Origin of the sequence: Variovorax sp. W1I1 (genome assembly GCF_030815625.1) — a bacterium.
Lineage (GTDB): Bacteria > Pseudomonadota > Gammaproteobacteria > Burkholderiales > Burkholderiaceae_C > Variovorax > Variovorax paradoxus_C.
Map to the genome: position 1 here is coordinate 1,491,285 of NZ_JAUSWZ010000001.1, position 25,049 is coordinate 1,516,333.

Here is a 25,049-nt window from a genome sequence, read left to right on the forward strand (position 1 = left end):
GATCATGAACACGCAACAAGAACGCAAGACTTTCACCGAGCGCACCAGCAAGAAGCAGTGGATGGCCGTCGTGGCCATCCTGGTCCTGGGTTTTGCGGCCGGGGCGCTGATCCTGCGCACCGACCCGGCCAAGCCCCAGGCAGCCGGCCATTCGGAGGCCGGCGGGCATGCCGACGGCGAGCATCACGAGGAAGGAAAAGCCGAGGGCAAGGACCACGGCCACGAGCACGGCCATGAAGAGGCCAAGGGCCATGGCGACAAGGAGCACCACGGCGAGGAGTCCAAGGAGAAGGGCGCTTCCGCTGAGGCGAAAGCTGAATCGAAAGAGCACAAGGAGGACGAAGAAAAGATCCCCTTCACCGACGAGCAGGTGAAGGCGGCCGGCATGGCCATCGAAAGCGCCGGCCCCGCGCGCATCAAGACCTCGCTGCAACTGCCCGGCGAGATCAAGTTCAACGAAGACCGCACCGCCCACGTGGTGCCGCGCGTGGCGGGCGTGGTCGACAGCGTGTCGGCCAACCTGGGGCAAGAGGTGAAGCGCGGGCAGGTGCTCGCGGTGCTGTCGAGCCCGGGGCTCTCGGAGCAGCGCAGCGCGTTGCAATCGGCGCAGCGCCGGCTGGAACTGGCGCGCACCACCTACGAGCGCGAGAAGAAACTCTGGGAAGAAAAGATCTCGCCCCAGCAGGACTACCTGCAGGCGCAGCAAGCGATGCAGGAAGCGCAGATCGCCGTGGCCAATGCCAACCAGAAGCTGCTGGCGCTGGGCGCCACGCCGGGCTCGGCCGCGCTCGGCCGCTACGAGCTGCGCGCGCCTTTCGACGGCATGGTGGTCGAGAAGCACATCTCGCTCGGCGAATCGGTGGGCGAGGCGGTCAACGTCTTCACCATCTCCGACCTCTCGACCGTGTGGGCCGAGATCAGCGTGGCGGCCAACAACCTGAACCTGGTGCGCATCGGCGAGCCGGTGACCATCCGTTCCAGCGCCTTCGACCAGACGGCCAGCGGCACCGTGTCGTACGTGGGCTCGCTCATCGGTGCGCAGACGCGCACGGCCACGGCGCGCGTCACGCTGACCAATCCGCAGCGCGTGTGGCGTCCGGGCCTGTTCGTGAACGTGGAGCTGGTGTCGTCCGAGGCGGATGCACCCGTCACCGTGGCGGCCGAGGCGGTGCAGACGGTGGAAGAAAAACCCACCGTCTTCCTCAAGGTGCCCGGCGGCTTCATGCCGCAGCACGTGGAGACCGGCCGCAGCGACGGCAAGCGCATCGAGATCGTGGGCGGCCTGAAGCCCGGCGCGGCCTACGCTGCAAGCGGCAGCTTCGTCATCAAGTCGCAGCAGGGCAAGAGCTCCGCCACGCACACCCACTGAGGACGCCGCATGTTCGAACGCATCATCGGCTTCTCCATCGCGCAGCGCTGGCTCGTGCTGCTCGCCGTGCTCGGCATGGCCGCGCTCGGCGTCTTCAGCTACCAGAAGCTGCCCATCGACGCAGTGCCCGACATCACCAACGTGCAGGTGCAGATCAACACCTCCGCACCCGGCTACTCGCCGCTCGAAGCCGAGCAGCGCGTGACCTACCCCATCGAGACGGTGATGGCCGGCCTGCCGGGCCTGCAGCAGACCCGCTCGCTCTCGCGCTACGGCCTCTCACAGGTGACGGTGATCTTCGAGGACGGCACCGACATCTACTTCGCGCGGCAGCTGGTGAACGAGCGCATCCAGTCGGCGCGCGAGAGCATGCCCAGCGGCATCTCGCCGGTGATCGGGCCGATCTCCACGGGCCTGGGCGAAATCTATCTCTGGACGGTGGAAGCGGAAGAGCGCGCGAAGAAGCCCGACGGCAAGCCCTACACGCCCACGGACCTCCGCGAGATTCAGGACTGGATCATCAAGCCGCAACTGCGCAACGTGAAGGGCGTGACCGAGATCAATTCCATCGGCGGCTACGACAAGGAGTACCAGATCGCGCCCGACCCCGCGAAGCTGCTGGCGCACGGCCTCACGATGACCGACCTGGTCACCGCGCTGGAGCGCAACAACGCCAACGTGGGCGCGGGCTACATCGAGAAGCGCGGCGAGCAGTACCTCATTCGCGCGCCGGGCCAGGTGAAGTCGGTGGAGGACATCGGCAACGTGATCCTCGGCAACGCGGGCGGCATTCCGCTGCGCGTGCAGGACGTGGCGGAGGTCGGCATTGGCCAGGAGCTGCGCACGGGCGCGGCCACCGACAACGGCCGCGAGGTGGTGCTGGGCACCGTCTTCATGCTGATCGGCGAGAACAGCCGCACCGTGTCGCAGGCCGTCGACAAGAAGATGCAGGAGGTCAACCGCACGCTGCCCGCGGGCGTGAAGGCGGTGACGGTGTACGACCGCACGGTGCTGGTCGACAAGGCCATCGCGACGGTGAAGAAGAACCTCTTCGAGGGCGCGGTGCTGGTGATCGCGATTCTGTTCCTCTTTCTCGGCAACATCCGCGCGGCGCTCATCACCGCGCTGGTGATTCCGCTGTCGATGCTCTTCACCTTCACCGGCATGGTGAACCAGAAGGTCAGCGCCAACCTCATGAGCCTGGGCGCGCTGGACTTCGGGATCATCATCGACGGGGCGGTGGTGATCGTGGAGAACTGCGTGCGAAGGCTCGCGCATGCGCAGGCGAAACATGGGCGGCCGCTGACGCGCAGCGAGCGCTTTCATGAAGTGTTCGCCGCCTCGCAGGAGGCGCGGCGCCCACTGCTGTTCGGGCAGCTGATCATCATGATCGTGTACCTGCCGATCTTTGCGCTCACGGGTGTGGAGGGGAAGCTCTTCCATCCGATGGCCTTCACCGTGGTGATTGCGCTGGTGGGCGCGATGATCCTGTCGATCACCTTCATTCCCGCGGCCGTGGCGCTGTTCATCGGCAACAAGGTCAGCGAGAAGGAGAGCCGGCTGATGGTGTGGGCCAAGCGCGGTTACGAGCCGCTGCTCGCACGCGTGATGACGGCCAAGCCGCTGGTGATCACGATGGCTGCGGTGGCGGTGGTGCTGTCGGGTTTGCTGGCGACTCGGCTGGGCACCGAGTTCGTGCCGAGCCTGAGCGAAGGAGATTTCGCGATCCAGGCGCTGCGCATTCCGGGCACCAGCCTCACGCAATCGGTCGAGATGCAGAAGCAGCTCGAACGCACGCTGAAGGCGAAATTCCCGGAGATCGAGCGCGTGTTCGCGCGCACCGGCACGGCCGAGATTGCCTCGGACCCGATGCCGCCGAACATCTCCGACGGCTACATCATGTTGAAGCCCGAGAGCGGGTGGCCCACGCCGAGGCGCACGCGCGCCGAGCTGCTGGCGGCGGTGCAGGAAGAGGTCGAGAAGCTGCCGGGCAACAACTACGAGTTCTCGCAACCGATCCAGTTGCGCTTCAACGAGCTGATCTCCGGCGTGCGCAGCGACGTGGCGGTGAAGATCTTCGGCGACGACATGGCGGTGCTCGACAAGACCGCAGCCGAGGTCTCGAAGGTGCTCACCGGCATCTCCGGCGCGGCCGAGGTGAAGGTCGAGCAGACCACGGGCTTGCCGATGCTCACGGTGAACATCGACCGCCAGAAGACCGCACGCTACGGCCTCAACGTCGGCGACGTGCAGGACGCGATTTCCATCGCGGTCGGCGGCCGCGAGGCGGGCACGCTGTTCGACGGCGACCGGCGCTTCGACATCCTCGTGCGGCTGCCCGAGAACCTGCGCACCGACCTGGAGGCGATCAAGCGGCTGCCGGTCGCACTGCCCAAGGGCGCGGGCGCCGAGGGATTGCGCACCAGCTTCATCCCGCTCGGCGAAGTCGCCACGCTGGAACTCGCGCCCGGGCCGAACCAGGTGAGCCGCGAGAACGGAAAACGCCGCATCGTCGTGAGCGCCAACGTGCGCGGCCGCGACCTCGGCTCCTTCGTGGCCGAGGCCGAAGCGGCGATGCGCAAGGTGACCATTCCCACCGGTTACTGGACCGTGTGGGGCGGCCAGTACGAGAACCTCGCCTCGGCCACGCAGCGGCTGCAGGTGGTGGTGCCGGTGTCGCTGCTGCTGGTGTTCACGCTGCTGTTCGCGATGTTCGGCAACCTGAAGGACGGCCTCTTGGTGTTCACCGGCATCCCGTTCGCGCTCACCGGCGGCATCGTGGCGCTTTGGCTGCGCGACATTCCGCTGTCGATCTCGGCGGCGGTGGGTTTCATCGCGCTCTCGGGCGTGGCGGTGCTCAACGGGCTGGTGATGATCTCGTTCATCCGCAACCTGCGCGAGGGCGGGCTGCCGCTGGACGAGGCCATCCGCGAAGGCGCGCTCACCCGGCTGCGGCCGGTGCTGATGACGGCGCTGGTCGCGTCGCTGGGCTTCGTGCCGATGGCGATCGCCACCGGCACCGGCGCCGAGGTGCAGCGGCCGCTGGCGACGGTGGTGATCGGCGGTATCCTTTCTTCGACCGCGCTGACACTGCTGGTGCTTCCGCTGCTCTATCGCATTGCCCACCGGCGCGATGAGGACAAAGCGTTAGAGGAGGCCCGCAGGCGCGAGGCCCGACCCATGTCGATGGGGCTGCCCTAGGAGCGCAGCGGGTCGATTTCCTGGTTTTTCGCCTGGCCTGTCACAAACCCGTGACGCCGGACGTCTAAGGAACAGGCGCCTCCGGACAGAGGTGCTTCTTTCGCCATTCACCAGGAATCGATCATGAAAATCGTCATCATCGGAGGCTCCGGCCTCATCGGCTCGAAGCTTGCAGTGCTGCTGCGCCAAGCGGGCCACGAGGTCGTTGCGGCCTCGCCATCCACCGGCGTCAACACGCTCACCGGAGAGGGCCTGAGGGAAGCGCTCGCGGGTGCGCGCATCGTCGTCGACGTGGCGAATTCGCCGTCGTTCGCGGACGAGCCCGCCCTGCATTTTTTCGACACCGCAGGCCGCAACCTGCTCGCCGCCGAGGCGGAAGCCGGCATCGCGCACCACATCGCGCTGTCGGTGGTCGGCACCGACCGTCTGCTGGCCAGCGGCTATTTCCGCGCCAAGCAGCGGCAGGAAGAGCTGATCGAGGCCTCGCCCGTGCCCTGGACCATCGTGCAGGCCACGCAGTTCTTCGAGTTCGTGGCCGGCATCGCCGACGGGAGCGTGCAGGGCGGCGAGGTGCGGTTGTCGAACGCGTTGATCCAGCCGATGGCGGCTGACGACGTCGCTGCCGCACTCGCCGTGGTGGTGGGCGAATCGCCCGCACGGCGGCGCATCGAGATCGCGGGACCGGAGGCGCTGCCGCTCGACGCGCTGGTGCGCCGCCTGTTCGCGGCGACCGGCGACAAGCGTCCGGTCGTCACCGACACACAGGCCAGCTACTTCGGCGTGCAACTCGACGACCGCTCGCTGACGCCCGGAACCGGTCCGCGCCTCGGGACGACCCGCTTCGCGGATTGGCTTGCGCAGCGTGCGCGCGCCTGAGCCGCCGGCGACCTGCTTATCCATTCATTGATTCGAGGCCCGCCACACGGGCCAGAAAGACAGCCCATGACCCGCTTCCAGAAGACCTGCATCTCCCTCGGTCTCGCACTCGGCATGTTCGCCGCGGTGCCCGCCGTGGCCGCACCCGAAGCCGCCGCGACCGTCCTCATGACGAAGGACCTGGCGGACATGCCCGGCAAGGAGGCGATCTCGTTCATCGTCGACTTTCCGCCGGGCTCCGTCGATCCGGTCCATCGCCACGACGCCCACGCCTTCATCTACGTCCTCGAAGGATCGATCGTGATGGGCGTGAAGGGCGGCAAGGAGGTCACGCTGACCCCCGGCCAGACTTTCTACGAAGGCCCGGGCGATATCCACACCGTCGGCCGCAACGCCAGCAAGACCAAGCCTGCGAAGTTCCTGGTGACGATGGTCAAGGACAAGGGCGCGCCGTTGCTGACGCTGGTCAAGTAGCCAGCGGGAAAGCGTTCAGCGCGCGGGGCGGATCGCCGACTTCGGCCGGAACGCCTTGCAGACCGCGTCGTCGGTTTCCAGGTACGGCCCGCCGATCAGGTCGATGCAGTAGGGCACGGCCGCGAAGATGCCGGGCACGAGCTGCGCGCCGTCGGCGTCCTTCAGTCCTTCGAGCGTTTCTGCAATCGACTTCGGTTGCCCCGGCAGGTTGATGACGAGGCTCTTGTCGCGGATCACCGCCACCTGGCGCGACAGGATCGCGGTCGGTACGAAGCGCAGGCTGATCTGGCGCATCTGCTCGCCGAAGCCGGGCATTTCCTTGTGGGCGACGGCCAGGGTGGCTTCGGGGGTCACGTCCCGGAGGGCCGGGCCGGTGCCGCCGGTGGTCAGCACCAGCGAGCAGCCGGCGTCGACCAGTTCGATCAGCGTGGCGCTGATCAGAGCGGCTTCGTCAGGGATCAGCCGGGCCTCGAATTCGATGGGATTCTTCAGCGCTCGGGCCAGCCATTCCTTCAGCGCGGGGAGGCCCTTGTCTTCGTAGGTGCCGCTGGAGGCGCGGTCGCTGACGGAGACGATGCCGATGCGGACCGGATCGAACGGCGACGAACTCATGCGTCCTCTTCCCGGTCCTGCGCGGCGGCGGCCGCGGCGTGGTCGTCACCGCCGTGCACTGCCAGTTGCTCCCGCACCAGTTGGAAGATTTCCCGGTAGGCCTTGCCCTGGCGGGGCGCTTCGCCGGCCGGGCCGGTCTTCATGTCCTTGCGAGCCTGGCGCACCAGGGCGCGCAGTTGCTGGGAGTCGGTGGCGGGGTGGGTTTCGATCCAGCCGCCGAGGGCGTCGTCGTCGGCGATCAGGCGGTCGCGCCAGCGTTCGGCCTCGTGCAGGGCGGCGGTTTCGGCGGCCGGCGTGCTGTTCTGCTCGGTCAACGCGAGCTTCACGGCTTCCAGCGTGGGCTCGTCGAGCTTGCGCATCAGCTTGCCGATGAACTGCATCTGGCGGCGCTTGCCCTCGAAGTTGGTGATGCGCTTGGCCTCGGCGATGGCGTCGACCAGCTTTTCGTCCAGTTGGAGGGCGTCGAACAGGGCGGCGCGCAGCGTGAGCAGCTCGGTGCCGAGCTTCTGCAGTTCGTCGCTTTCGCGCTTGAGATCGGTGCGGCTGGCATCGTCGGTGCCCTTGAGCTCGCGCTTGAGCTCCAGGTCGAGTTCGCTGCCTTCGGCAACGAACTGGCCACGGACGAAATAGCCTTTTTTGGGTTTGCGGGACATGTGGGTGGATTCTGGGCCGCGACGTGCGGCGTTGCAATGCGTGCAACAGGACAGCGAAGACAGCGGGAAGCTGGGGGAAAACCGGGAAATGGGGGGCGCAAGTATCATAGCCACCACATGACGACATCCTCCTCGCGCGCCGATTCCGGCTTCGCCTACAGCCGCTCCTTCTTCGAAAACCTGGTCGACACGGCCCTGGCCCACGCCAAAAAGCTCGGTGCGACCGATGCCGGCGCCGAGGCCTCCGAGGGCTGCGGCCTCAGCGTCTCGGTCCGCAAGGGCGAGCTCGAGAACGTCGAGCGAAACCGGGACAAGTCGCTCGGAATCACGGTCTACGTGGGCCACCGCCGCGGCAACGCGAGCACCTCCGACTTTTCCGAGGCCGCCATCAAGCAGACCGTGCAGGCCGCCTACGACATCGCCCGCTTCACCGCCGAAGACCCGGTCAGCGGCCTTCCCGACGAGGAAGACATCGCCAAGGAACACCCCGAGCTGGACCTGTTCCACCCCTGGGACGTGACCAGCGAGCAGGCCGCCAAGCTGGCGCTGGAATGCGAAGCGGCAGCCCTCTCGACCGACAAGCGCATCACCAACAGCGAAGGCGCGGGCGTCTCGGCCCAGCAGAGCCATTTCTTCAGCGCCCACACGCACGGTTTCCGCGGCGGCTACGCCAGCTCGCGGCACTCGATTTCGGTGGCGCCCATCGCCGGCAAGGGCGACAACATGCAGCGCGACGCCTGGTACAGCTCCATGCGCGCGGCCGACGAACTCGCGAGCCCGCAGGCCGTCGGCCGCTACGCCGCCGAACGGGCCTTGAGCCGCCTGAAGTCGCGCAAGATCAAGACCACCGAATGCGCGGTGCTGTTTGAGTCGCCGCTGGCCGTGGGCCTCCTGGGCGGGCTGGTGCAGGCGGTGAGCGGCGGGGCGCTGTACCGCAAGAGCACCTTCCTGCTCGATTCGCTCGGCAAGCCGGTGCTGCCAAAGCACATCGACATTGCCGAAGACCCGCATGTGATGCGCGGCAAGGGCAGCTCCCCCTTCGACGACGAAGGCGTGACCACGCGCGCCCGCAAGGTGGTCGATGCCGGCCGGCTCGAGGGCTATTTCCTCTCCACCTATTCGGCCCGCAAGCTCGGCATGAAGACCACCGGCAACGCCGGCGGTTCGCACAACCTGACGCTGAGTTCGCGCCTGACGAAGCACGGCGACGACCTCGACGCCATGCTCGCCAAGCTGGGCACCGGCCTTTTCGTGATCGAGCTGATGGGTCAGGGCGTCAACTACGTGACCGGCGACTATTCGCGCGGCGCCAGCGGCTTCTGGGTCGAGAAGGGCCGCATCGCCTTCCCCGTGCAGGAGATCACCATCGCCGGCAACTTGAAGGACATGCTGATGGGCATTGAAGCCATCGGCGCGGATGCCTACACTTTCGGCGCCAAGACCACGGGGTCGATTCTGGTCAACCGCATGAAGGTGGCTGGCGCCTGACAGGCCGCCGCCGGCAACGTCGCATGCTCGGAAGCAACCCGTGGTCACATCCAGGGAGACGCCATGAGCAAATACAACAATGCGAGAAAGCCGGAACTCGAGCATGAACTGATGCGCGACCCCCGGCTCGGTTTCGAGCCGGCGGGCGGCAGTTCGGTGCGCTGCCTGCAGCACGGCGTGCCCTGGCCGTTCGACTGCTGGCACTACCACGACGAATACGAGCTGCAGATCATCAACCGCAGCAGCGGCGATGCCTACGTCGGCAATCACATCGGACGCTTCGAGCCGGGGTATGTGGCCCTCGTCGGCGGGCGGTTGCCGCACACCTGGATCTCGCACGACGTGCCGCCCGAGGGCATCGCCGACCGCAGCATGGTCATTCATTTCCGCGACGAGCCGCTGCGCAAGGCCTCGGGCCTGTTCCCCGAACTGGAAGCGGTGCTGCCCATGCTCGACCGCGCACGGCTGGGCATCGAGTTCTTCGGCATCAGTGCGCGGATGCGGGAGCGCTTCGCGCGGGTGCAGGGCCAAGAGGGCATGGCCCGGCTCTCGGAGTTCATCGGGGTGCTGCACGAGCTCGCGAACTGGGAAGACTGGCGCCAGATATCCAGCGCGGCCGGCCCGCTGGACGATGACCCGAGCGCCAACACCCGCATGCGCCGCGTGCTCGACTACCTCGACGCGCACCTGACCGAAGAGCTCTCGCTGCCGGCCGTGTGCGCGGTGGCCAACATGGCCGAGAGCAGCTTCTCGCGCTACTTCCACAAGCACATGGGCAGCACCTTCACCGACTTCGTCACGCGCCTGCGCATCACGAAGGCCTGCGAGATGCTGCAGACCTCCGACCGGTTGGTGAGCGACATCTGCTACGAGGTCGGCTTCGCGAACCTCGCGAATTTCAACCGCCGCTTCCTGCATCTCAAGGGCATGACGCCCTCTGCCTACCGCCAGCAGGCGCAGGACCGCTTCGGCCTGCGCACCGCGCAGAACACGCCGCTAGCAGCGACCACGGCCTGAGTCTTCAGCGCGGTGAATCCGCCGGCGTCAGGTGCCGGGTCAGGGCCCAGAATGCCAATGCAATGCCGCTGGTAATTGCGCCCGCAATGCAGACGCCGTTCCAGCCGGCATGGGCGTACACCATCGTCGAGGCGATTGATCCCGTGGCGGAACCGATCGAATAGAAGATCATGTAGCCGGCCGTGAGCCGGCTCTGCGCTTCGGGGCGCACGCGATAGATGAGGCTCTGGTTCGAGACGTGCACCGACTGCAGGCCGAAGTCGATCGTGACCACGCCGATCACCATCGCCCAGATCGACCATGGCAGCAGCGCGATCAGCGCCCACGACAGCAGCATGACCACGAGCCCGATGCCGGTGGTGCGCTGCGCCCGTCCGCGGTCCGCTCGGCGACCCGCCCGCGCAGCACCCAGCGCACCGGCCGCGCCCGCCAGGCCGAACAGCCCCACCTGTGTGTGCGAGAGCGAGAACGGCGGCGCCGTCAGCGGCAGCACCATCGGCGTGAGCAGCATCGTGATGGCCATGAAGATCAGCATCGCGAGCACCGCGCGGATGCGCAGCACGGGCTCCTCCGCGAAGAGCGTGAACACCGAGCGGATCAGCTGCGGATACGGAATGCGCACTGCCGGCCGTACGTTGCGCGGCAGTGCCTTCCACAGCAGGCCGGCGACGACCAGCGTGGCCGCGGCCGACACCAGGTACACCGAGCGCCAGCCGAAGAGATCCGACAGCGTGCCCGACACCGCCCGGGCGAGCAGGATGCCGACGATGATCCCGCTCGTCACGATGCCCACCACGCGGCCGCGCTCGCCCGGCGGCGCCATGATCGCGGCGTAGGCGACCAGCACCTGCGTCACGACGGCCAGCACGCCGACGGCCGCCATCGCCGGCAGCAGCATCGAGGCACTGGGCGCCAGCGCGACGCAGAGCAGGGCGATCACCGACAGCAGCGACTGCCCCACGATCAGCCGTCGCCGGTCGACGAGGTCGCCCAGCGGAACGACCAGCAGCAGCCCGAGGCCGTAGCCGACCTGGGTGATCGTGACGACGATGCCGACCGTCGCGGGGCGGATGCCGAAGGTGGCAGCGAGCGTGTCCAGCAGCGGCTGGGCGTAGTAGACGTTGGCCACCGCAAGCCCGCAGGCGACCGCGAACAGCAGCGCCATCGCGGCGGAGATGACGGGCGCGGCGGCGCCTCGCGCTGCAGCCGAATCGATGTTCGGTTCCAGCCGCCCGGTGGTGGCGGTTCGATAGTGGGTCATGGCGCTTCCGGAAAAAGGACAGTCGGGTAGAACGTCAAATCTGGTTTTAAAAAAATACCAAAAAATTCTAGCATTCGAGTTTTAACTTGCAACTGATCAGGGCGCGCCGAATGGAAGCCGCTGCCTTATGCGTCGGAGCGAGGGATACCCAGTCGCCCAGCGGGGCAGCCGCCTTTTTCCACTTGTTGCCGGACTTGGTGCCACCTGTCTCCGGCTAAACCCCAAGTCCGCTGGTCATCGAAATACCAGTCCCCCGGCGCGCGTGTACGCGGGGTGGGGCCTTGGCTGCATACGCTTCGTCACCCTCACAAGGAACCCAAGGAGACGAACAAATGACCCACCGAAACACCCGCCGCATCACCGCTGGCGCACTGCTGCTGGCGGCACTGGCCGCAACCGGCCAGGTTCAGGCCCAGCAGGCCTGCAAGGACGATGTGCGCGTGCTCTCCCAGCCGCGCGACGGGCTCACCCTGCTCGAAAAGTACAAGGACGAATTCAAGGCGCTGAGCGGCGCCTCGTTCACCATCGACAACCTCAACGAAAACGACCGCCGCACCAAGACGCGCGCCGATGCATCGACGGTGGGCAAGTACAACGTGTACTACGTCGACGAGGCCAACGTGCCCCTGTTCGCGCAGTCGAAATGGATCGTGCCGCTCGCCAAGTACTACCCCGCCGACTACGACTACGCCGACTTCGACCCTGGCCGCCAGAAGGTCGCGACCTTCGCGGGCGAGGCCTGGTTCGCGCCGCTCACCGGCGGTGGCGACCTGCTGGTCTACCGCAAGGACCTGCTGGAAAAAGCCGGCGTCAAGCCGCCCACCACGCTCGACGAATTCGTCGCTGCAGCAAAGAAGCTCAACGACCCGGCCAACGGCATCTACGGCGTGGCCCTGCGCGGCCAGCGCGGCTCCGGTGCCAACGTGTGGCGCTGGATGCCGTTCTTCCGCGGCAACGGCGGCCAGTGGTTCGATGGCGACAAGCCCGTCTTCAACTCGCCCGCCGCGGTGAAGGCCACGCAGACCTACCTGGAGCTCTTCAAGTACTCGGCACCCGGCACCAAGACCGGCAGCTGGGACGAATCCACCGGCGCCTTCCTTGCGGGCAAGGTCGCGCTGCTGGTCGAGTCGACGCCGCTCGCGGGCAATGCGCTCGATCCGAAGATGTCCACCGTCATCGGCAAGGTCGCCTACCTGCCGCCGCCCACGCCACTCACCGGCGGCGGCTACGGCCACGGCCTGGCCATCGGCTCCAAGGCCAACAAGACCGAAGAAGCGAAGAAGTGCGCGGGCCTCTTCGTCGCCTGGGCCACCTCCAAGAAGCAGGAGCAGCGCCGTCTGGCCGAAGGCCAGTTCAGCGAACTCAACCGCACCAGCGTGCTCGGCAGCCCCGAGTTCGCCAAGCGCTACGGCGCCGATCTGGGCAAGGCCCTGGCCGACACCGGCAAGGTGACCGCGGTGAACTTCTGGCAGGACCCGGCATGGCCTGATCTCGGCGATCGCTGGGGGATCATTCTCGAAGAGCTGGTCACCGGCTCGCGCACCGACATCCAGGGCGGGCTCGATGAACTCGATGCCTACGCGAAGCAGCTGATCGCACGGCGCAAGAAGTGAAGACGACGCGAAGCAACAACAAGACCCGGCTGCCGGTCGTCTTCATCGGACCGGGCCTCCTGGTGCTGGCGGTCCTCGCCCTGGTGCCGACGATCTTCGCGATCGTCATCTCGCTGCAGGACCGGGAACTGGGCCAGACCGATATCGGCTGGGTCTGGTTCTCGAACTATGTGCAGCTCTTCTCCGACCGGCGCTTCCTGAACTCGGTGAGCGTCTCGCTCATCTGGGAAGTGCTGACGGTCACTTCGACCATGGCCGTCGCGGTGTTGCTGGGCGTGCTGCTGTTCCAGAACACCACGCCGCGCTGGCGCAACGCGCTGTGCATGCTGTTCATCGTGCCGGTGCTGTTGCCTCGCGTGTCGGCGGCCTTCGTCTGGAAGTTCGCATTCCATCCGCTGTTCGGCCTGCTCACGTATCCGTACAAGGCGATCACGGGCGAACCGCTGGACCTGCTGGCCAATCCGCTCACGGCGCTGCTCACCGTCGCTTTCGTGGACGTGTGGCAGTGGGGCCTGTTCTTCGCCGTCATCGTGCTCAAGCTGCTCGAAACCCTGCCGCCCCAGCCCTTCGAGGCCGCGCGCATGGACCACGCCAAGACCTGGGAGGTCTACACCTACGTCGCGCTGCCGATGCTCAAGGCGCCGCTCATCAGCCTCACCTTCGTAAAGATGGTCGAGTCGCTGCGGGCCTTCGACCTCATCTACGTGATGACGCGCGGCGGCCCCGGCATCTCGACCGAGACGCTGGACATGTACGCCTTCTCGCAGGGCTTCATCGAGTCGGGGCGCATCTCGTACGCATCGAGCATGGCGGTGCTGATGATGGTCGCCTCGACCGTGGCCTTCACCTACATCTGGAAATGGACGAGGCCTTCGTCATGAAAAAGCAATCGTCTCTGTCCGTGGGCACGCTGCTCGCACGGCTGGTGCTCTTCGTCGCGGGCCTCTCCGCACTGGTGCCGGTGCTCTGGACCTTCCTCAATTCGTTCAAGAACCGGGTCGACATCGTCTCGGCCGTGCCGAAGTTCTTCTTCACGCCCACGCTGGAGAACTACGCCTACGTGCTGGGCCGCGAGGCGGTGGCGCAGGGGCTCATCAACTCGATCCTGGTGGTCGGCGCGGCCGTCGTCATCGGCGCGGTGCTGGGGTTGCCGGCCGCCTATGCGCTGGCCCGCTACCCGCTGCGCTGGGCTGACGACATCCAGTTCTTCGTGCTGTCGATGCGCTTCCTGCCGCCGGTGGCGGTGGCGATTCCGCTCATGGTCATCTGGCTGCAACTGGAGCTCTACGACACGCGCCTGGCGCTCATCGTCACCTACACGCTGCTCACGCTCTCCACCGTGATCTGGCTCGCGATTCCGGCCTTCAAGGCGGTGCCCAAGGAAGTGGAAGAAGCAGGGCGCGTCGATGGCTACGGGCCCTACGCGATCTTCTTTCGCGTGTCGCTGCCGATTGCCGCGCGCTCGCTGGTCGGTGCCATCGCCTTCGGCTTCGTGCTGGTGTGGAACGAGTTCCTCATCGCGTTGATGCTCACCACGTCCGATGCCAAGACGCTGCCCATCGTCGCCTCCGAACTCAGCCAGCTCGGGCGCGACGTGCCCTGGGGCATCTTGAATGCCTCGGTCATCCTGCTGTCGGTGCCGCCGCTCCTGATGGTCGGCGTGCTCAGCGGCTTTCTCAATGCCGCGTTCAAGCGCAAGCGGGAGGCCGCATGAGCCGCATCCATTCCTCTTCTCCAGAACAAAAAATGTCTGCAATCAGCTGTCACAACATCATCAAGCGCTACGGGGAAACGCAGGTCGTCCATGCGTTCGACCTCGACGTGGCCGACAACGAGTTCGTCGTGTTCCTCGGCCCCTCGGGCTGCGGCAAGTCGACCATCCTGCGCATGCTCGCGGGCCTGGAAGACATCAGCGGCGGCGACCTGCACATCGGCGGCCGGCGCGTCAACGATCTGCCGCCGCAGGAGCGCGGCATCGCCATGGTGTTCCAGAACTACGCGCTCTACCCGCACATGACGGTGCGCGACAACATCGCGTTCGGACTCAAGCGCCTGAAGGTGCCCAAGGCCGAGATCGACAGCCGCATCAAGGAGGTGTCGGACACGCTGGGCCTGGAGCGCTACCTGCAGCGCAAGCCCGCCGAACTCTCGGGCGGCCAGCAGCAGCGCGTGGCGATTGCGCGCGCGATGATCAAGACGCCCAAGGTGTTTTTGTTCGACGAGCCGCTGTCGAACCTCGACGCCAAGCTGCGCAACCACATGCGCATCGAGATCGCCAAGCTGCACCAGACGCTGAAGACCACCACGGTCTACGTCACGCACGACCAGCACGAAGCGATGACGCTGGCCGACCGCATCGTGCTGTTGCGCGACGGGCGCATCGAGCAGGTCGGCTCGCCCAAGGAAATCTTCGAGCGCCCGCGCTCGGCCTTCGTGGCCGGCTTCATCGGCACGCCGCCGATGAACCTGGTGGAAATGTCGGTGAAGGACGAGGGCAGCCATTTCGAACTGAGGGGACGAGGCGACGTGGTGCATGTGAACGCGCGCCGGTTCGCGCTCGAAGGACGCGAGCGCGTGACGCTGGGCATCCGGCCGGCGCACCTGCAGGTGGACACGAACAGTGGTCGCGACGGCGGCTTCTCAGGCGAAGTGCAGCTCGTCGAATACCTCGGCAACGAAGTGCTGGTGAGCTTTGGCGGAGACGACAACGAAATCTCCGCGCTCATGCCATCGGCCCAAAGCCCGCGGCTGCACGAGCGCGTGAGCTTCGTGGCCGATCCCGAGCAGGTGCATCTGTTCGACATTGACACCGGCGCATCGCTGCGCGTCGACCGCGCGCCTTTGCACTGAATACAGACAACCGAACCACACTCGAGCGAAAGATGGAAATGAAAGCACTGGTCCTGGAAAAGGCGCACGAACTCACGCTGCGCGACGTCGACGTCTCCCTTGAGATGGGGCCGCGCGACGTGAAGATCCGCATGCACACCGTGGGCGTCTGCGGCAGCGACGTTCATTACTACCAGCATGGCGGCATCGGCCCCTACATCGTCAACGAGCCGATGATCCTCGGCCACGAGGCCTCCGGCGTGGTCGCCGAGGTGGGCGCCGAAGTCACGCACCTCAAACCCGGCGACCGCGTCTGCATGGAGCCCGGCATTCCCGAGATGGATTCGCGTGCGACGCTCGAAGGCCTCTACAACCTCGACCCTGCCGTGCGCTTCTGGGCCACACCGCCGATCCATGGCTGCCTGACGCCTTTCGTGGTGCACCCGGCCGCCTTCACCTTCCGCATGCCCGACAACGTGAGTTTTGGCGAAGGCGCCATCGTCGAGCCGCTGGCCATCGGCCTGCAGGCGGCGAAGAAGGCGGCATTGAAGCCGGGCGATGTGGCTGTCGTGATCGGCGCCGGCACCATCGGCGCGATGACCGCATTGGCCGCGCTCGCGGGCGGCGCGGCGCGCGTGATCCTGGCGGACCTCGTGCCCGAGAAGCTGGCGCTGTTCGCCGACAACCCGGCCGTGACCACCGTCAACGTGCGCGACGCCGATCTCGCCGAGACCGTGAAGGCCCTGACCGATGGCTGGGGCGCCAACGTGGTGTTCGAGGCCAGTGGCAACGCGCGCGCGTTCGACAACATCTTCGATCTGCTGTGTCCCGGTGGTTGTCTCGTGCTGGTGGGCATGCCCGGCAACAAGGTGCCCCTGGACATCGTGGCGATCCAGGCCAAGGAGATTCGCATCGAGTCGGTGTTCCGCTACGCCAACATCTTCCCGCGCGCACTCGCGCTGATCGCTTCGGGGCAGGTGAACGTGAAGCCCTTCATCTCGCGCACCTTCGCATTCGAGGACGGCATCAAGGCTTTCGAGGAAGCGGCTGCGGGCCGGGCGAGCGATGTGAAGATCCAGATCGAGTTTCCGGCGACCCTGCCGGCTTGATTTCGAGGGGCGCAAAGGCCCGCCGACCGGCTGGCCGAGCGCTTCTTCGCAAGGGAAAATGCCGGGGAGCGCGATGGCGATGCGCGGCTAAAGTGGCTGCGCCTTGCCACTCGCCGATCCGTCGCCCATGCCCTTGGTCTTTCGCAATGTCGTCCTCACCGGAGCCTGTGGTGGTCTCGGCCAGGCACTGGCGCGAGAGTTGATCGGTGGCGGTGCGCAGGTGGCGCTGGTCGGGCTCGATCGGGCGAAGCTCGAGTCGCTCGCTGCGATGGCGCCCGAGCGATGCACGGTCTACACGCCCGATGTATCGAACAGCCCTGCGATGCAGTCCATGGCCATCGACTGGATGGCCAAGGCCGGTGTGCCCGAACTCGTGATTGCCAATGCGGGCGTGGCGGGCGGCTTCGACACCGCCGAGGCCGATGACCTTGCGGTGCTGCGCCGCATGCTGGAGATCAACCTCCTCGGCGCGGCGACCACCTTCCAGCCTTTCTTGAAGCCGATGCGTGTGCAGCAACGTGGCGCATTGGTCGGCGTGGCCAGCATCGCCGGTTGGCGCGGCATGCCGGGCAATGGCGCCTACTGCGCGAGCAAGGCGGGGCTGATCCGCTATCTCGAAAGCCTGCGCGCCGAGCTGCGCGAGACGGGCATCACGGTGCACACCATCAGCCCTGGTTACATCCGCACGGCTTTGACGGCGGGCAACCGCTTCGCGATGCCAGGCCTGCTCGAAGCCGACGAGGCTGCGCGCCAACTGCTTGCCGGTGTGCACGCCGGACGCGAGCAGATCGTGTTGCCTCGCCGCATCGGCTGGCTCTCGAAGCTGCTGAACCTGCTGCCCGAGAAACTGCACGACCGCGTGCTGCGCGGGCAACCGCGCAAGCCGCGCGTGGGCGAGGCCGGCGCCACGGTCATCCCCGGTCTTTCCGACAAACATCCACCGACCTGATGGCAGACGACGCACCCACCCACGAGAAGATCGCCCTCATCGGCGCCGGCCCTTCCGGCCTCGCCGGGGCGCGCAACCTGCAGAAGCACGGTGTTCCCTTTCAGGGCTTCGAGGCGCACAGCGATGTGGGTGGCCTCTGGGATATCGACAATCCGCGCTCCACGGTCTACCACTCGGCGCACCTGATCTCCAGCAAACGCACGACCGAGTTCGCCGAATTCCCGATGGCAGACACGGTGGCCGACTACCCGAGCCACCGCGAGTTGCGCCGCTACTTCAGCGACTTCGCCGACCGCTTCGGGCTGCGGGAACACTTCCGCTTCAACACGCGCGTGCTGCGCGTGGAGCCGGTGAGCGATGCGCCGGACACGCGCTGGCGGGTGAGCGTCGATGCGGCCAATGAGGCCGGTGGCCGCATCGAGACGGCCGAATACAAGGGCGTGGTCATCGCCAACGGCACGCTCGCCGAACCCAAGCGCCCGCAGTTCGAAGGCTACTTCAATGGCGAGCTGCTGCACACCAGCGACTACAAGCACGCCGAGCTCTTCAAGGACAAGCGGGTGCTGATCGTCGGCGCGGGCAACTCGGGCTGCGACATCGCGGTCGATGCGGTGCACTACGCGCAGAGCGTCGACATCTCGGTGCGGCGCGGCTATTACTTCGTGCCGAAATACGTGTTCGGCAAGCCGGCCGACACGCTGGGCGGCAAGCGGCCGCTGCCGCCGTGGCTCAAGCAGCGGGTCGATGCGACGGTGCTCAAGTGGTTCACCGGCGATCCGGTGCGCTTCGGGTTTCCGAAGCCCGACTACCGGATGTACGAGTCGCACCCCATCGTGAATTCGCTGGTGCTGCACCACGTGGGGCACGGCGACATCGGCGTGCGCGGCGACATCGCGCGGCTCGACGGGCACACGGTGCATTTCAAGGACGGCAGCGCGCGCGACTACGACCTGATCCTGGCCGCGACCGGCTATGCGCTGCACTACCCGTTCATCGACCGCGAGTTGCTCAACTGGCAGGGCATGGCGCCGCGCCTGTACCTCAACATCTTCTCGCCGCGCTTCGAAAACATCGGCGTGCTCGGGATGATCGAGGCGAGCGGCATCGGATGGCAGGGGCGTTACGAGCAGGCCGAGTTGCTGGCGCGCTACTTCCGCGCGAAGGCGGCCGGATCGCCCAAGGCCGCGGCGTTGCGCGCGGCGGTGCAGGGGCCGCCACCCGACCTGTCGGGCGGCTACAAGTACCTGCAGCTCGAGCGCATGGCGTACTACGTGCACAAGGACACCTACCGTGCGGCGGTGCGCAGCGCCTCGGCGGCGCTGGCCGACTCACCCTGAACGAGGCTTTCACATCCATGCTGCCCGTCGACGAAATCCGCCTGCACTTCAACCCGGCCTCACTGGTGCTGCTCAACGTGGTGCTGGGCTTCCTGATGTTCGGCATTGCGCTGGACACGCGCATCGACGACTTCAAGCGCGTGGCGCGCATGCCGGGCGCGATGGCGGTGGGCATCGGTGCGCAGTTCATCGTGCTGCCGGCCGTGACCTTCGCGCTCACGCTCATCCTGAAGCCGGGGCCGAGCATCGCGCTGGGCATGATCCTGGTGGCGTGCTGCCCGCCCGGGAACATCTCGCAGATCCTCACGCACCGTGCGGGTGGCAACGTGGCGCTGTCGGTGTCGATGACGGCGATCTCGAATGCGCTTTCCATCGTCGTCATGCCGCTGAATTTCGCGTTCTGGGGCGGGCTGCATCCCACGGCCTCGGCGCTGCTCAAGACGATTGCGCTCGACCCGCTGGACATGCTGGGTCACATCGTGATGATCATCGGCATTCCGTTCGTGCTGGGCGTGGCCTGCGCGCACCAGCTGCCGAGGTTCACGGCGCGCATCAAGAAGCCGGCGCGCATCCTGAGTTTTCTTGCGCTGATCGTTTTCATCGTCGGCGCTATCGCGGGCAACTGGCGCTATTTTCTGGACTATGTGGGGCTGGTGCTGATGGCTGTGGTCATCCACGATGCGCTGGCGTTCGGCACGGGTTACCTCTGCGCGCGGCTTTCTGGGCTGGGCGACTACGACCGGCGGGCGGTGTCGATCGAGGTGGGCATCCGCAACGCAGGGCTCGGGCTGGTGCTGATCTTCAGCTTCTTCGGCGGGCTCGGCGGCATGGCGGTGGTGGCGGGCGTCTGGGGCTTCTGGGACATCATCGCGGGCCTTGCGCTGGCGAGCTGGTGGGGGCGCAAGCCCGCGACGCCATGAGCGCGAGCCGTGTGCTCGTGACGGGTGGCGATGGGTTCCTGGGGCGCGGCGTGCTGGCTGCGCTGGCGGGGAAATCGCTCGAAGCTCTGGTGGCGCTCGATGTGCGCGAGGTGCCTGCGGAGCGTCAGCTGCCGGGCGTGGTCTATCGCCAGCAGGACGTGCGCGATGCGGGCATCGGCGACACGCTTGCAGCGCACGCCATCGACACGGTCGTGCACCTGGCCTCCATCGTCACGCCAGGCAAGGATTCGAACCGCGCCTTCGAGCATTCGGTCGATGTGGGCGGCACGCGCAATGTGCTCGAAGCCTGCGTGGCGCAAGGCGTGCGGCACATCGTGGTGTCGTCCAGCGGCGCGGCCTATGGCTATCACGCGGACAACCCGGCGTGGATCACCGAATCGCAGCCGCTGCGGGGCAACCCGGTGTTCGCGTACGCCGACCACAAGCGGCAGGTGGAAGAGATGCTCGCGGACTATCGCGCCGCGCATCCTGCGCTCGCGCAGACGGTGCTGCGCATCGGCACCATCCTCGGCGAGCGGGTCGACAACCAGATCACCGCGCTGTTCGAGAAGAAGCGGCTGATCGCCATCCGCGGCAGCGCGAGCCCGTTCGTTTTCGTGTGGGACGAGGACGTGACGGGCGCCATCGCGCATGCATTGGGCGATGCGCCGCCCGGTTGCTACAACCTCGCGGGCGACGGCGCGCTCACCATCCACGAGATCGCATCGCGCCTCGGCAAGCAGGCGATCGACTGGCCGGCCGGCGTGCTCAAGGCGACGCTCGCGGTGGGGTCTGCATTGGGTGTGAGCCGATACGGCCCGGAGCAACTGGACTTCCTGCGCTACCGGCCGGTGCTGCTCAACACCGCGCTGAAAGAGCGCTTCGGCTACGTGCCGAGCAAGACCAGCAGCGAAGCCTTCGACGCCTTCGTGGCGGCGCGTGCGCGGCAGGGGCGGCCGGTCACTTCTTCCTGATTTCTTCCACCGGTGCGATCAGGTGCTCGAGCATGCGCCGGGCGTTGATCGGCAAGTCTTCCGACGAGCGCACGCAGGCCATCAGCGTGCGCTCGGCCCAGGCGTCGGCGAGCGAGGCGCGCGCGATCTTCATCGAGCGGGCGCAGCGCTCGGCCGCGGTCTGCGGCACGATGCCCACGCCGATGCCGTACTCGACCATGCGGCACACGGCCTCGAAGTTGCGCACGCGCACGCGATAGGCCAGGTGCTTGCCGAGGGCACGGACGTGGCCGGTCAGCAGTTGCTGCAGCGCGGTGTCCGCGGGCAAGCCGACGAACTCGTTGTCGACCACCTCTGCCAGCTTCACACGCCGGCGCCCGGCCAGCGCATGGCCGCGCGGCATCACGAGCACGAGGTCGTCACGGCGGAAGGGGTGGCATTCGAGGCCTTCGCTGTCGATGGCATCCGAGACGATGCCGATGTCGCACAGGCCCGCGCGCAGCGCATCGACGGTGTCGGGGCTCGGGCGTTCCTCGAGGTCGACCGAGATGCGCGGATGCTGCGCGAGAAAGCGGCTCAGCACCTCGGGCAGGTGCTCGGTGAGCGCCGAGGTGCCGCACATGAAGCGCACGTGGCCCTTCAAGCCTTGGCCGTATTCGCCGAGCTCGCCGCGCAGCCGCTCCATCTGCTGGAGCACGACGCGCGCATGGTGCAGCAGCGTACGGCCGGCCTCGGTGGGGCGCACGCCTTGCGCGTGCCGGGTGAGCAAGGGGCTGCCGAGCGCGTCTTCCATGCCGCGCACGCGCTGGCTGGCCGAGGCGAGCGTTATGTGCGAGCGCTCGGCGCCGGCCGTGAGGCTGCCGGCTTCGACGACGTGGATGAACAGGCGCAGGTCGGTCAGATCGAATCGCATGGTGGGCCGCAAGTTAGCACGCCAGCCTCAGTCTGTGCCTGAGGCTGGGTGCGCGAATGCCGCATTTTCAGTGGCGCGCCTGGTCTGCAGACTCGGCCGCCATGACGATTTTTTCCAACGAATTGACTGCGAGCCACTGGGCCGCGGCTGCCGCCGTATTTCTTCTGGCCGGGGTGATCAAGGGCGTGATCGGGCTCGGCCTGCCAACGGTGTCGATGGCGCTGCTCGCGCTGTGGATGCCGCCGGTGCGGGCCGCGGCCCTGCTGATCGTGCCCTCCCTCGTCACGAACATCTGGCAGACGGGGCCGCGCGCGAGCTTCGGCGCGGTGCTGCGGCGCATCGGCGGCATGCAGGCGGGGATCGTGGTGGGCACGCTGGGCGGGGCGCTGTGGCTCGGTGCGCCGGGGGGCGCATGGGCTTCGGTGGCACTAGGCGTGGCGCTGGTGGCCTATGCGCTCTGGGGGCTTACCGGGCGGCAGCTGCACGCGCCCCCTGCGCATGAATGGTGGCTGGGGCCGCTGGTGGGTGTTGCGACGGGGTTGGTGACGGCGGTGACCGGCGTGTTCGCGGTGCCGGCCGTGCCCTATCTGCAAGCGCTGGGCTTCCAGCGCGATTCGCTGATCCAGGCGATGGGGATCTCGTTCACCACCTCGACCATCGTGCTGGGCATCGGACTGGCGGGGAACGGGGGCTATCCGATGGCGGCGGTGGGAAGTTCGGTCGCAATGCTGGTGCCGGCCATCGGCGGCATGGTCATCGGGACGTGGCTGCGGCAGAAGCTGCCGGTGGCGGTGTTCAAGCGCTGCTTCCTGATCGGGCTGGCGCTGCTGGGCGGGTACATGACGGTTCGGGCTATCGCTTGACCGGCGACCGATCAATCAATCAGGCGACGGGCAGCAGGGCGGCGCGCACGCGCTCGATGGTCTGGCGGTAGGGCAGGGCGAAGTCGTCGAGCGCGTCGTCGGCGTCGAGCCAGCGGAAGGAAAACACCAGCCCCTCTTCTTCGGGGCTGCCCGTGGCCATGTGCTCGAAGGTCTCGGGCAACGGTGCCTCGGCGCGCATCAGGAACAAGTGCCAGAGCTGCGGATGGCGGTGCGTGTTGCCCTCGACGCCGGCTTCGCATTCGCGGTCCAGCGTGCCGAGCGGCTGCAGCGCGCCCGTGAAGTCAATGCCCGATTCCTCGAGCAGTTCGCGCCGCACCGCCGCTTCGGGCGATTCGCCGGGCTCGATCGTGCCCTTGGGCAGTTGCGTGTTGCCATCCCCGGGGTGGCGGAACACCAGCAGCCGGCCCCGTGCGTCGACCAGGCAGGCGCAGGCCTTGAGGATCGGATCGGAGGGGCTCGCGCCGCTGTCGCTCATCAGGCGCCCGTCAGTGCGGCCTTGACCGCTGCGCTGACCTGGCCCATGTCGGCCTTGCCGGCCAGGCGGGTCTTGACCACGCCCATCACCTTGCCCATGTCGCCGGGGCCGCTGGCGCCCAGCTCGGCCACGATGGCTTTGACGGCGGCGGTGGTTTCCTCGGCACTCATGCGCTGGGGCAGGTAGCCCTCGATCACCTTGATTTCGGCGGCCTCCTTGTCGGCCAGGTCGGGGCGGCCGCCGGTGGTGAATGCGGCGATCGAATCCTTGCGCTGCTTGACCATCTTGTCGACGATGGCCACGACCATGGCGTCGTCCAGCTCCACGCGCTCGTCGACTTCCTTTTGCTTCATGGCGGCGAGCAGCAGGCGGATGGTGGCCAGGCGCTCGGAATCCTTGGCGCGCATCGCCGTCTTCATGTCTTCGGTGATCTGTTCTTTGAGTGTCATGTCAGCCTTTCGGAAAAAACAAAAGCCGCGGCAGGTTTCCCTGGCGCGGCTGAGGCAACGGGGCGCGGGCGGTGACTTTCGTCGAGGGCCGGCTGCCCGCAGGTGTTGCTTAGTACAGCTTCTTGGGCAGCTGCATGCTGCGCACGCGCTTGTAGTGGCGCTTGACGGCGGCTGCCTTCTTGCGCTTGCGCTCGGCGGTCGGCTTTTCGTAGAACTCGCGGGCGCGCAGGTCGGTCAGCAGGCCGAGCTTTTCGATGGTGCGCTTGAAGCGACGCAGAGCGACGTCGAAGGGCTCGTTTTCTTTAACGCGGATGGTGGTCATTGATGAATCGTTGAACTGAAGTTGGCTCGGGGAGATCGAGGCCCAAAGCCGGGGTTCCTCAACTGAAATCTTTGGTGGCCGTTGAGGGAAGGCCAAAAGTTAGCCCGCGATTATAGCGCGGTTGCGCACGCATGAGCGCTCGCCCAGGCCCATTGGAAGTTGTATCCGCCCAACCAACCCGTCACATCGACCACTTCGCCGATGAAATACAGGCCCGGCTGCTTGGATTCCATGGTCTGCGAGGACAAATCGCGGGTGTCGACGCCCCCGGCGGTAACTTCGGCCTTCTTGTAGCCCTCGGTCCCGCTCGGGGTGATCTGCCAGCGGGCGATGCGCTCCGATAGCTGGGCCAGCGCCTTGTCGGCCGCCTCGTTGACGGGCCGCTGCAGAGCGGGGTTCTGCCCGATCCAGGCGTCCGCCAGCCGCGAGGGCACCAGCGCCGCCAGTTCGTTGGCGATGCGCTTCTTCGACCGCAGCTTGGCCTCGCCCAGCGCCTCGGCCACGTCCGTGCCGGGTGCGAAATCGATGGTGAGCGGGGCGCCCGGCTTCCAGTAGCTCGAAATCTGCAGCACCGCCGGGCCCGAGAGGCCGCGGTGGGTGAAGAGCAGGTCTTCGAGGAAAGCCATCTTTTCCTTCTTGGCCCCGGTTTCGATCCGCACCGGCAGCGCCAGCCCCGCCAACTCGGCATACGGCGCCCAGCCGTCTCCGCCGAAAGTCAGCGGCACGAGGGCCGGACGGGGCGTGACCACGCGCAGGCCGAACTGCTCCGCGAGCCGGTAGCCGAAGTCGCTGGCGCCGATCTGGGGGATCGACAGGCCGCCGGTCGCAACCACCAGCTTCGGTGTCTCGATCACGCCACGATCGCTATCAATTCGATAGCTTCCAGTGCCCATTGCATCGGCGACTGCTGGCGAAAAAGCAATATTCCCCAGCTTGCACGGCTGCCATCGCGTCACCCCGCCGGCTTCGCATTCGGCCAGCAGCATGTCCACGATCTGCTGCGACGAACCGTCGCAAAAAAGCTGCCCCTTGTGCTTCTCGTGAAAGGCGATGCCGTGTTTCTGCACCAGGTCGATGAACTGCTGCGGCGCATAGCGCGACAGTGCCGAGCGGCAGAAATTCGGGTTGTCGCCGATGAAGTGGCGCTGCGGGGCGCGCACGTCGAGGTCGCGATTGGTGAAATTGGCCCGCCCGCCGCCCGAGATGCGGATCTTCTCGCCCACCTTCTCGCTGTGATCGACCAGCAGCACCTTGAGCCCGCGCTGGCCCGCCACCCCGGCGCAGAACAGCCCGGCCGCGCCGGCGCCGACCACGACGACATCGAACTGGAAAGTAGTGCTCAAAA

The 25,049-nt window shown here is 66.9% G+C and carries 24 protein-coding genes; 16 read left to right on the forward strand and 8 right to left on the reverse strand.

Going from position 1 to position 25,049, the window contains the following annotated elements; translation table 11 throughout:
* Nucleotides 1-4 precede the first annotated feature (4 nt).
* The 4 genes from QFZ83_RS07005 to QFZ83_RS07020 all read left to right on the forward strand — a co-directional run bounded on the left by QFZ83_RS07005 (nucleotide 5) and on the right by QFZ83_RS07020 (nucleotide 5,920).
* Nucleotides 5-1,369 (forward strand): efflux RND transporter periplasmic adaptor subunit, encoded by a 1,365-nt coding sequence (locus tag QFZ83_RS07005; RefSeq protein WP_307504299.1) that lies wholly within the window; start codon nucleotides 5-7, stop codon nucleotides 1,367-1,369.
* A gap of 9 nt (nucleotides 1,370-1,378) precedes the next feature.
* Nucleotides 1,379-4,570 (forward strand): CusA/CzcA family heavy metal efflux RND transporter, encoded by a 3,192-nt coding sequence (locus QFZ83_RS07010; protein ID WP_307504301.1) that lies wholly within the window; start codon nucleotides 1,379-1,381, stop codon nucleotides 4,568-4,570.
* A 123-nt stretch (nucleotides 4,571-4,693) separates the two neighbouring features.
* The gene (locus tag QFZ83_RS07015) at nucleotides 4,694-5,446 is read left to right on the forward strand and encodes an SDR family oxidoreductase (RefSeq protein ID WP_307504304.1); all 753 of its coding nucleotides are present in this window, start codon (nucleotides 4,694-4,696) and stop codon (nucleotides 5,444-5,446) included.
* A 66-nt stretch (nucleotides 5,447-5,512) separates the two neighbouring features.
* A complete protein-coding gene (locus tag QFZ83_RS07020) occupies nucleotides 5,513-5,920 on the forward strand; it encodes a cupin domain-containing protein (RefSeq protein ID WP_307504307.1) in 408 nt (135 codons plus the stop codon).
* A gap of 15 nt (nucleotides 5,921-5,935) precedes the next feature.
* Here QFZ83_RS07020 and mog read toward each other — a convergent pair whose 3' ends face one another.
* Together mog and yjgA are read right to left on the reverse strand one after the other, a co-directional pair.
* The gene (mog, locus tag QFZ83_RS07025; protein WP_307504310.1) at nucleotides 5,936-6,532 is read right to left on the reverse strand and encodes a molybdopterin adenylyltransferase; all 597 of its coding nucleotides are present in this window, start codon (nucleotides 6,530-6,532) and stop codon (nucleotides 5,936-5,938) included.
* Nucleotides 6,529-7,185 (reverse strand): ribosome biogenesis factor YjgA, encoded by a 657-nt coding sequence (gene yjgA / locus QFZ83_RS07030; RefSeq protein ID WP_013542458.1) that lies wholly within the window; start codon nucleotides 7,183-7,185, stop codon nucleotides 6,529-6,531. The genes mog and yjgA overlap by 4 nt, the downstream gene beginning before the upstream one ends.
* Nucleotides 7,186-7,302: 117 nt before the next feature.
* Here yjgA and pmbA point away from each other — a divergent pair, with 117 nt between their 5' ends.
* Nucleotides 7,303-8,673: a metalloprotease PmbA gene (gene pmbA, locus QFZ83_RS07035; protein ID WP_307504314.1), complete on the forward strand. Its 1,371-nt coding sequence runs from the start codon at nucleotides 7,303-7,305 to the stop codon at nucleotides 8,671-8,673.
* Between the two features lie 63 nt (nucleotides 8,674-8,736).
* Nucleotides 8,737-9,690: an AraC family transcriptional regulator gene (locus QFZ83_RS07040; RefSeq protein ID WP_306878922.1), complete on the forward strand. Its 954-nt coding sequence runs from the start codon at nucleotides 8,737-8,739 to the stop codon at nucleotides 9,688-9,690.
* Between the two features lie 4 nt (nucleotides 9,691-9,694).
* Here the strand turns inward: QFZ83_RS07040 and QFZ83_RS07045 are convergent, their stop codons facing one another.
* Nucleotides 9,695-10,951 carry an MFS transporter gene (locus QFZ83_RS07045; RefSeq protein ID WP_307504317.1) on the reverse strand — a complete coding sequence of 419 codons (1,257 nt, stop codon included), beginning with the start codon at nucleotides 10,949-10,951 and terminating at the stop codon, nucleotides 9,695-9,697.
* A 332-nt stretch (nucleotides 10,952-11,283) separates the two neighbouring features.
* Between QFZ83_RS07045 and QFZ83_RS07050 the strand changes: the two genes are divergently transcribed.
* The 9 genes from QFZ83_RS07050 to QFZ83_RS07090 all read left to right on the forward strand — a co-directional run bounded on the left by QFZ83_RS07050 (nucleotide 11,284) and on the right by QFZ83_RS07090 (nucleotide 20,682).
* A complete protein-coding gene (locus QFZ83_RS07050; protein ID WP_307504320.1) occupies nucleotides 11,284-12,564 on the forward strand; it encodes a sugar ABC transporter substrate-binding protein in 1,281 nt (426 codons plus the stop codon).
* Nucleotides 12,561-13,445, forward strand: a complete 885-nt coding sequence (locus QFZ83_RS07055) for a carbohydrate ABC transporter permease (RefSeq protein ID WP_307504322.1) — start codon at nucleotides 12,561-12,563, stop codon at nucleotides 13,443-13,445. Before QFZ83_RS07050 ends, QFZ83_RS07055 begins: the two co-directional genes overlap by 4 nt.
* A gap of 20 nt (nucleotides 13,446-13,465) precedes the next feature.
* The gene (locus QFZ83_RS07060; RefSeq protein WP_307512647.1) at nucleotides 13,466-14,278 is read left to right on the forward strand and encodes a carbohydrate ABC transporter permease; all 813 of its coding nucleotides are present in this window, start codon (nucleotides 13,466-13,468) and stop codon (nucleotides 14,276-14,278) included.
* Nucleotides 14,279-14,310: 32 nt separating this feature from the next.
* A complete protein-coding gene (locus tag QFZ83_RS07065) occupies nucleotides 14,311-15,414 on the forward strand; it encodes an ABC transporter ATP-binding protein (protein WP_307504325.1) in 1,104 nt (367 codons plus the stop codon).
* 38 nt (nucleotides 15,415-15,452) lie between these two features.
* Nucleotides 15,453-16,502, forward strand: a complete 1,050-nt coding sequence (locus QFZ83_RS07070; RefSeq protein WP_307512649.1) for an NAD(P)-dependent alcohol dehydrogenase — start codon at nucleotides 15,453-15,455, stop codon at nucleotides 16,500-16,502.
* Between the two features lie 127 nt (nucleotides 16,503-16,629).
* A complete protein-coding gene (locus tag QFZ83_RS07075; RefSeq protein ID WP_307504329.1) occupies nucleotides 16,630-17,451 on the forward strand; it encodes an SDR family oxidoreductase in 822 nt (273 codons plus the stop codon).
* Nucleotides 17,451-18,788 (forward strand): NAD(P)/FAD-dependent oxidoreductase, encoded by a 1,338-nt coding sequence (locus QFZ83_RS07080; RefSeq protein ID WP_307504332.1) that lies wholly within the window; start codon nucleotides 17,451-17,453, stop codon nucleotides 18,786-18,788. Before QFZ83_RS07075 ends, QFZ83_RS07080 begins: the two co-directional genes overlap by 1 nt.
* 17 nt (nucleotides 18,789-18,805) lie before the next feature.
* A complete protein-coding gene (locus tag QFZ83_RS07085) occupies nucleotides 18,806-19,708 on the forward strand; it encodes a bile acid:sodium symporter family protein (RefSeq protein ID WP_307504335.1) in 903 nt (300 codons plus the stop codon).
* Nucleotides 19,705-20,682 carry an SDR family oxidoreductase gene (locus QFZ83_RS07090; RefSeq protein ID WP_307504338.1) on the forward strand — a complete coding sequence of 326 codons (978 nt, stop codon included), beginning with the start codon at nucleotides 19,705-19,707 and terminating at the stop codon, nucleotides 20,680-20,682. Before QFZ83_RS07085 ends, QFZ83_RS07090 begins: the two co-directional genes overlap by 4 nt.
* On the opposite strand, the gene QFZ83_RS07095 is transcribed toward QFZ83_RS07090, so the two are convergent.
* Complete coding sequence (locus QFZ83_RS07095; protein WP_307504342.1) at nucleotides 20,669-21,574, reverse strand: LysR family transcriptional regulator; 906 nt, start codon at nucleotides 21,572-21,574, stop codon at nucleotides 20,669-20,671. The two genes, QFZ83_RS07090 and QFZ83_RS07095, sit on opposite strands and share 14 nt — an antisense overlap.
* 101 nt (nucleotides 21,575-21,675) lie before the next feature.
* Here QFZ83_RS07095 and QFZ83_RS07100 point away from each other — a divergent pair, with 101 nt between their 5' ends.
* The gene (locus QFZ83_RS07100) at nucleotides 21,676-22,437 is read left to right on the forward strand and encodes a sulfite exporter TauE/SafE family protein (protein ID WP_307504344.1); all 762 of its coding nucleotides are present in this window, start codon (nucleotides 21,676-21,678) and stop codon (nucleotides 22,435-22,437) included.
* Between the two features lie 19 nt (nucleotides 22,438-22,456).
* On the opposite strand, the gene QFZ83_RS07105 is transcribed toward QFZ83_RS07100, so the two are convergent.
* The 4 genes from QFZ83_RS07105 to QFZ83_RS07120 all read right to left on the reverse strand — a co-directional run bounded on the left by QFZ83_RS07105 (nucleotide 22,457) and on the right by QFZ83_RS07120 (nucleotide 25,047).
* Entirely contained in the window at nucleotides 22,457-22,933 is a 477-nt protein-coding gene (locus QFZ83_RS07105; protein WP_307504347.1) for an NUDIX domain-containing protein, read from the reverse strand.
* Nucleotides 22,933-23,382, reverse strand: coding sequence for a GatB/YqeY domain-containing protein (locus tag QFZ83_RS07110; RefSeq protein WP_013542442.1), 450 nt, complete (start codon nucleotides 23,380-23,382; stop codon nucleotides 22,933-22,935). Before QFZ83_RS07110 ends, QFZ83_RS07105 begins: the two co-directional genes overlap by 1 nt.
* Before the next feature lie 109 nt (nucleotides 23,383-23,491).
* Nucleotides 23,492-23,704: a 30S ribosomal protein S21 gene (gene rpsU, locus QFZ83_RS07115; RefSeq protein WP_007833691.1), complete on the reverse strand. Its 213-nt coding sequence runs from the start codon at nucleotides 23,702-23,704 to the stop codon at nucleotides 23,492-23,494.
* Between the two features lie 110 nt (nucleotides 23,705-23,814).
* Nucleotides 23,815-25,047, reverse strand: a complete 1,233-nt coding sequence (locus tag QFZ83_RS07120) for an NAD(P)/FAD-dependent oxidoreductase (RefSeq protein ID WP_307504352.1) — start codon at nucleotides 25,045-25,047, stop codon at nucleotides 23,815-23,817.
* Nucleotides 25,048-25,049: the final 2 nt, after the last annotated feature.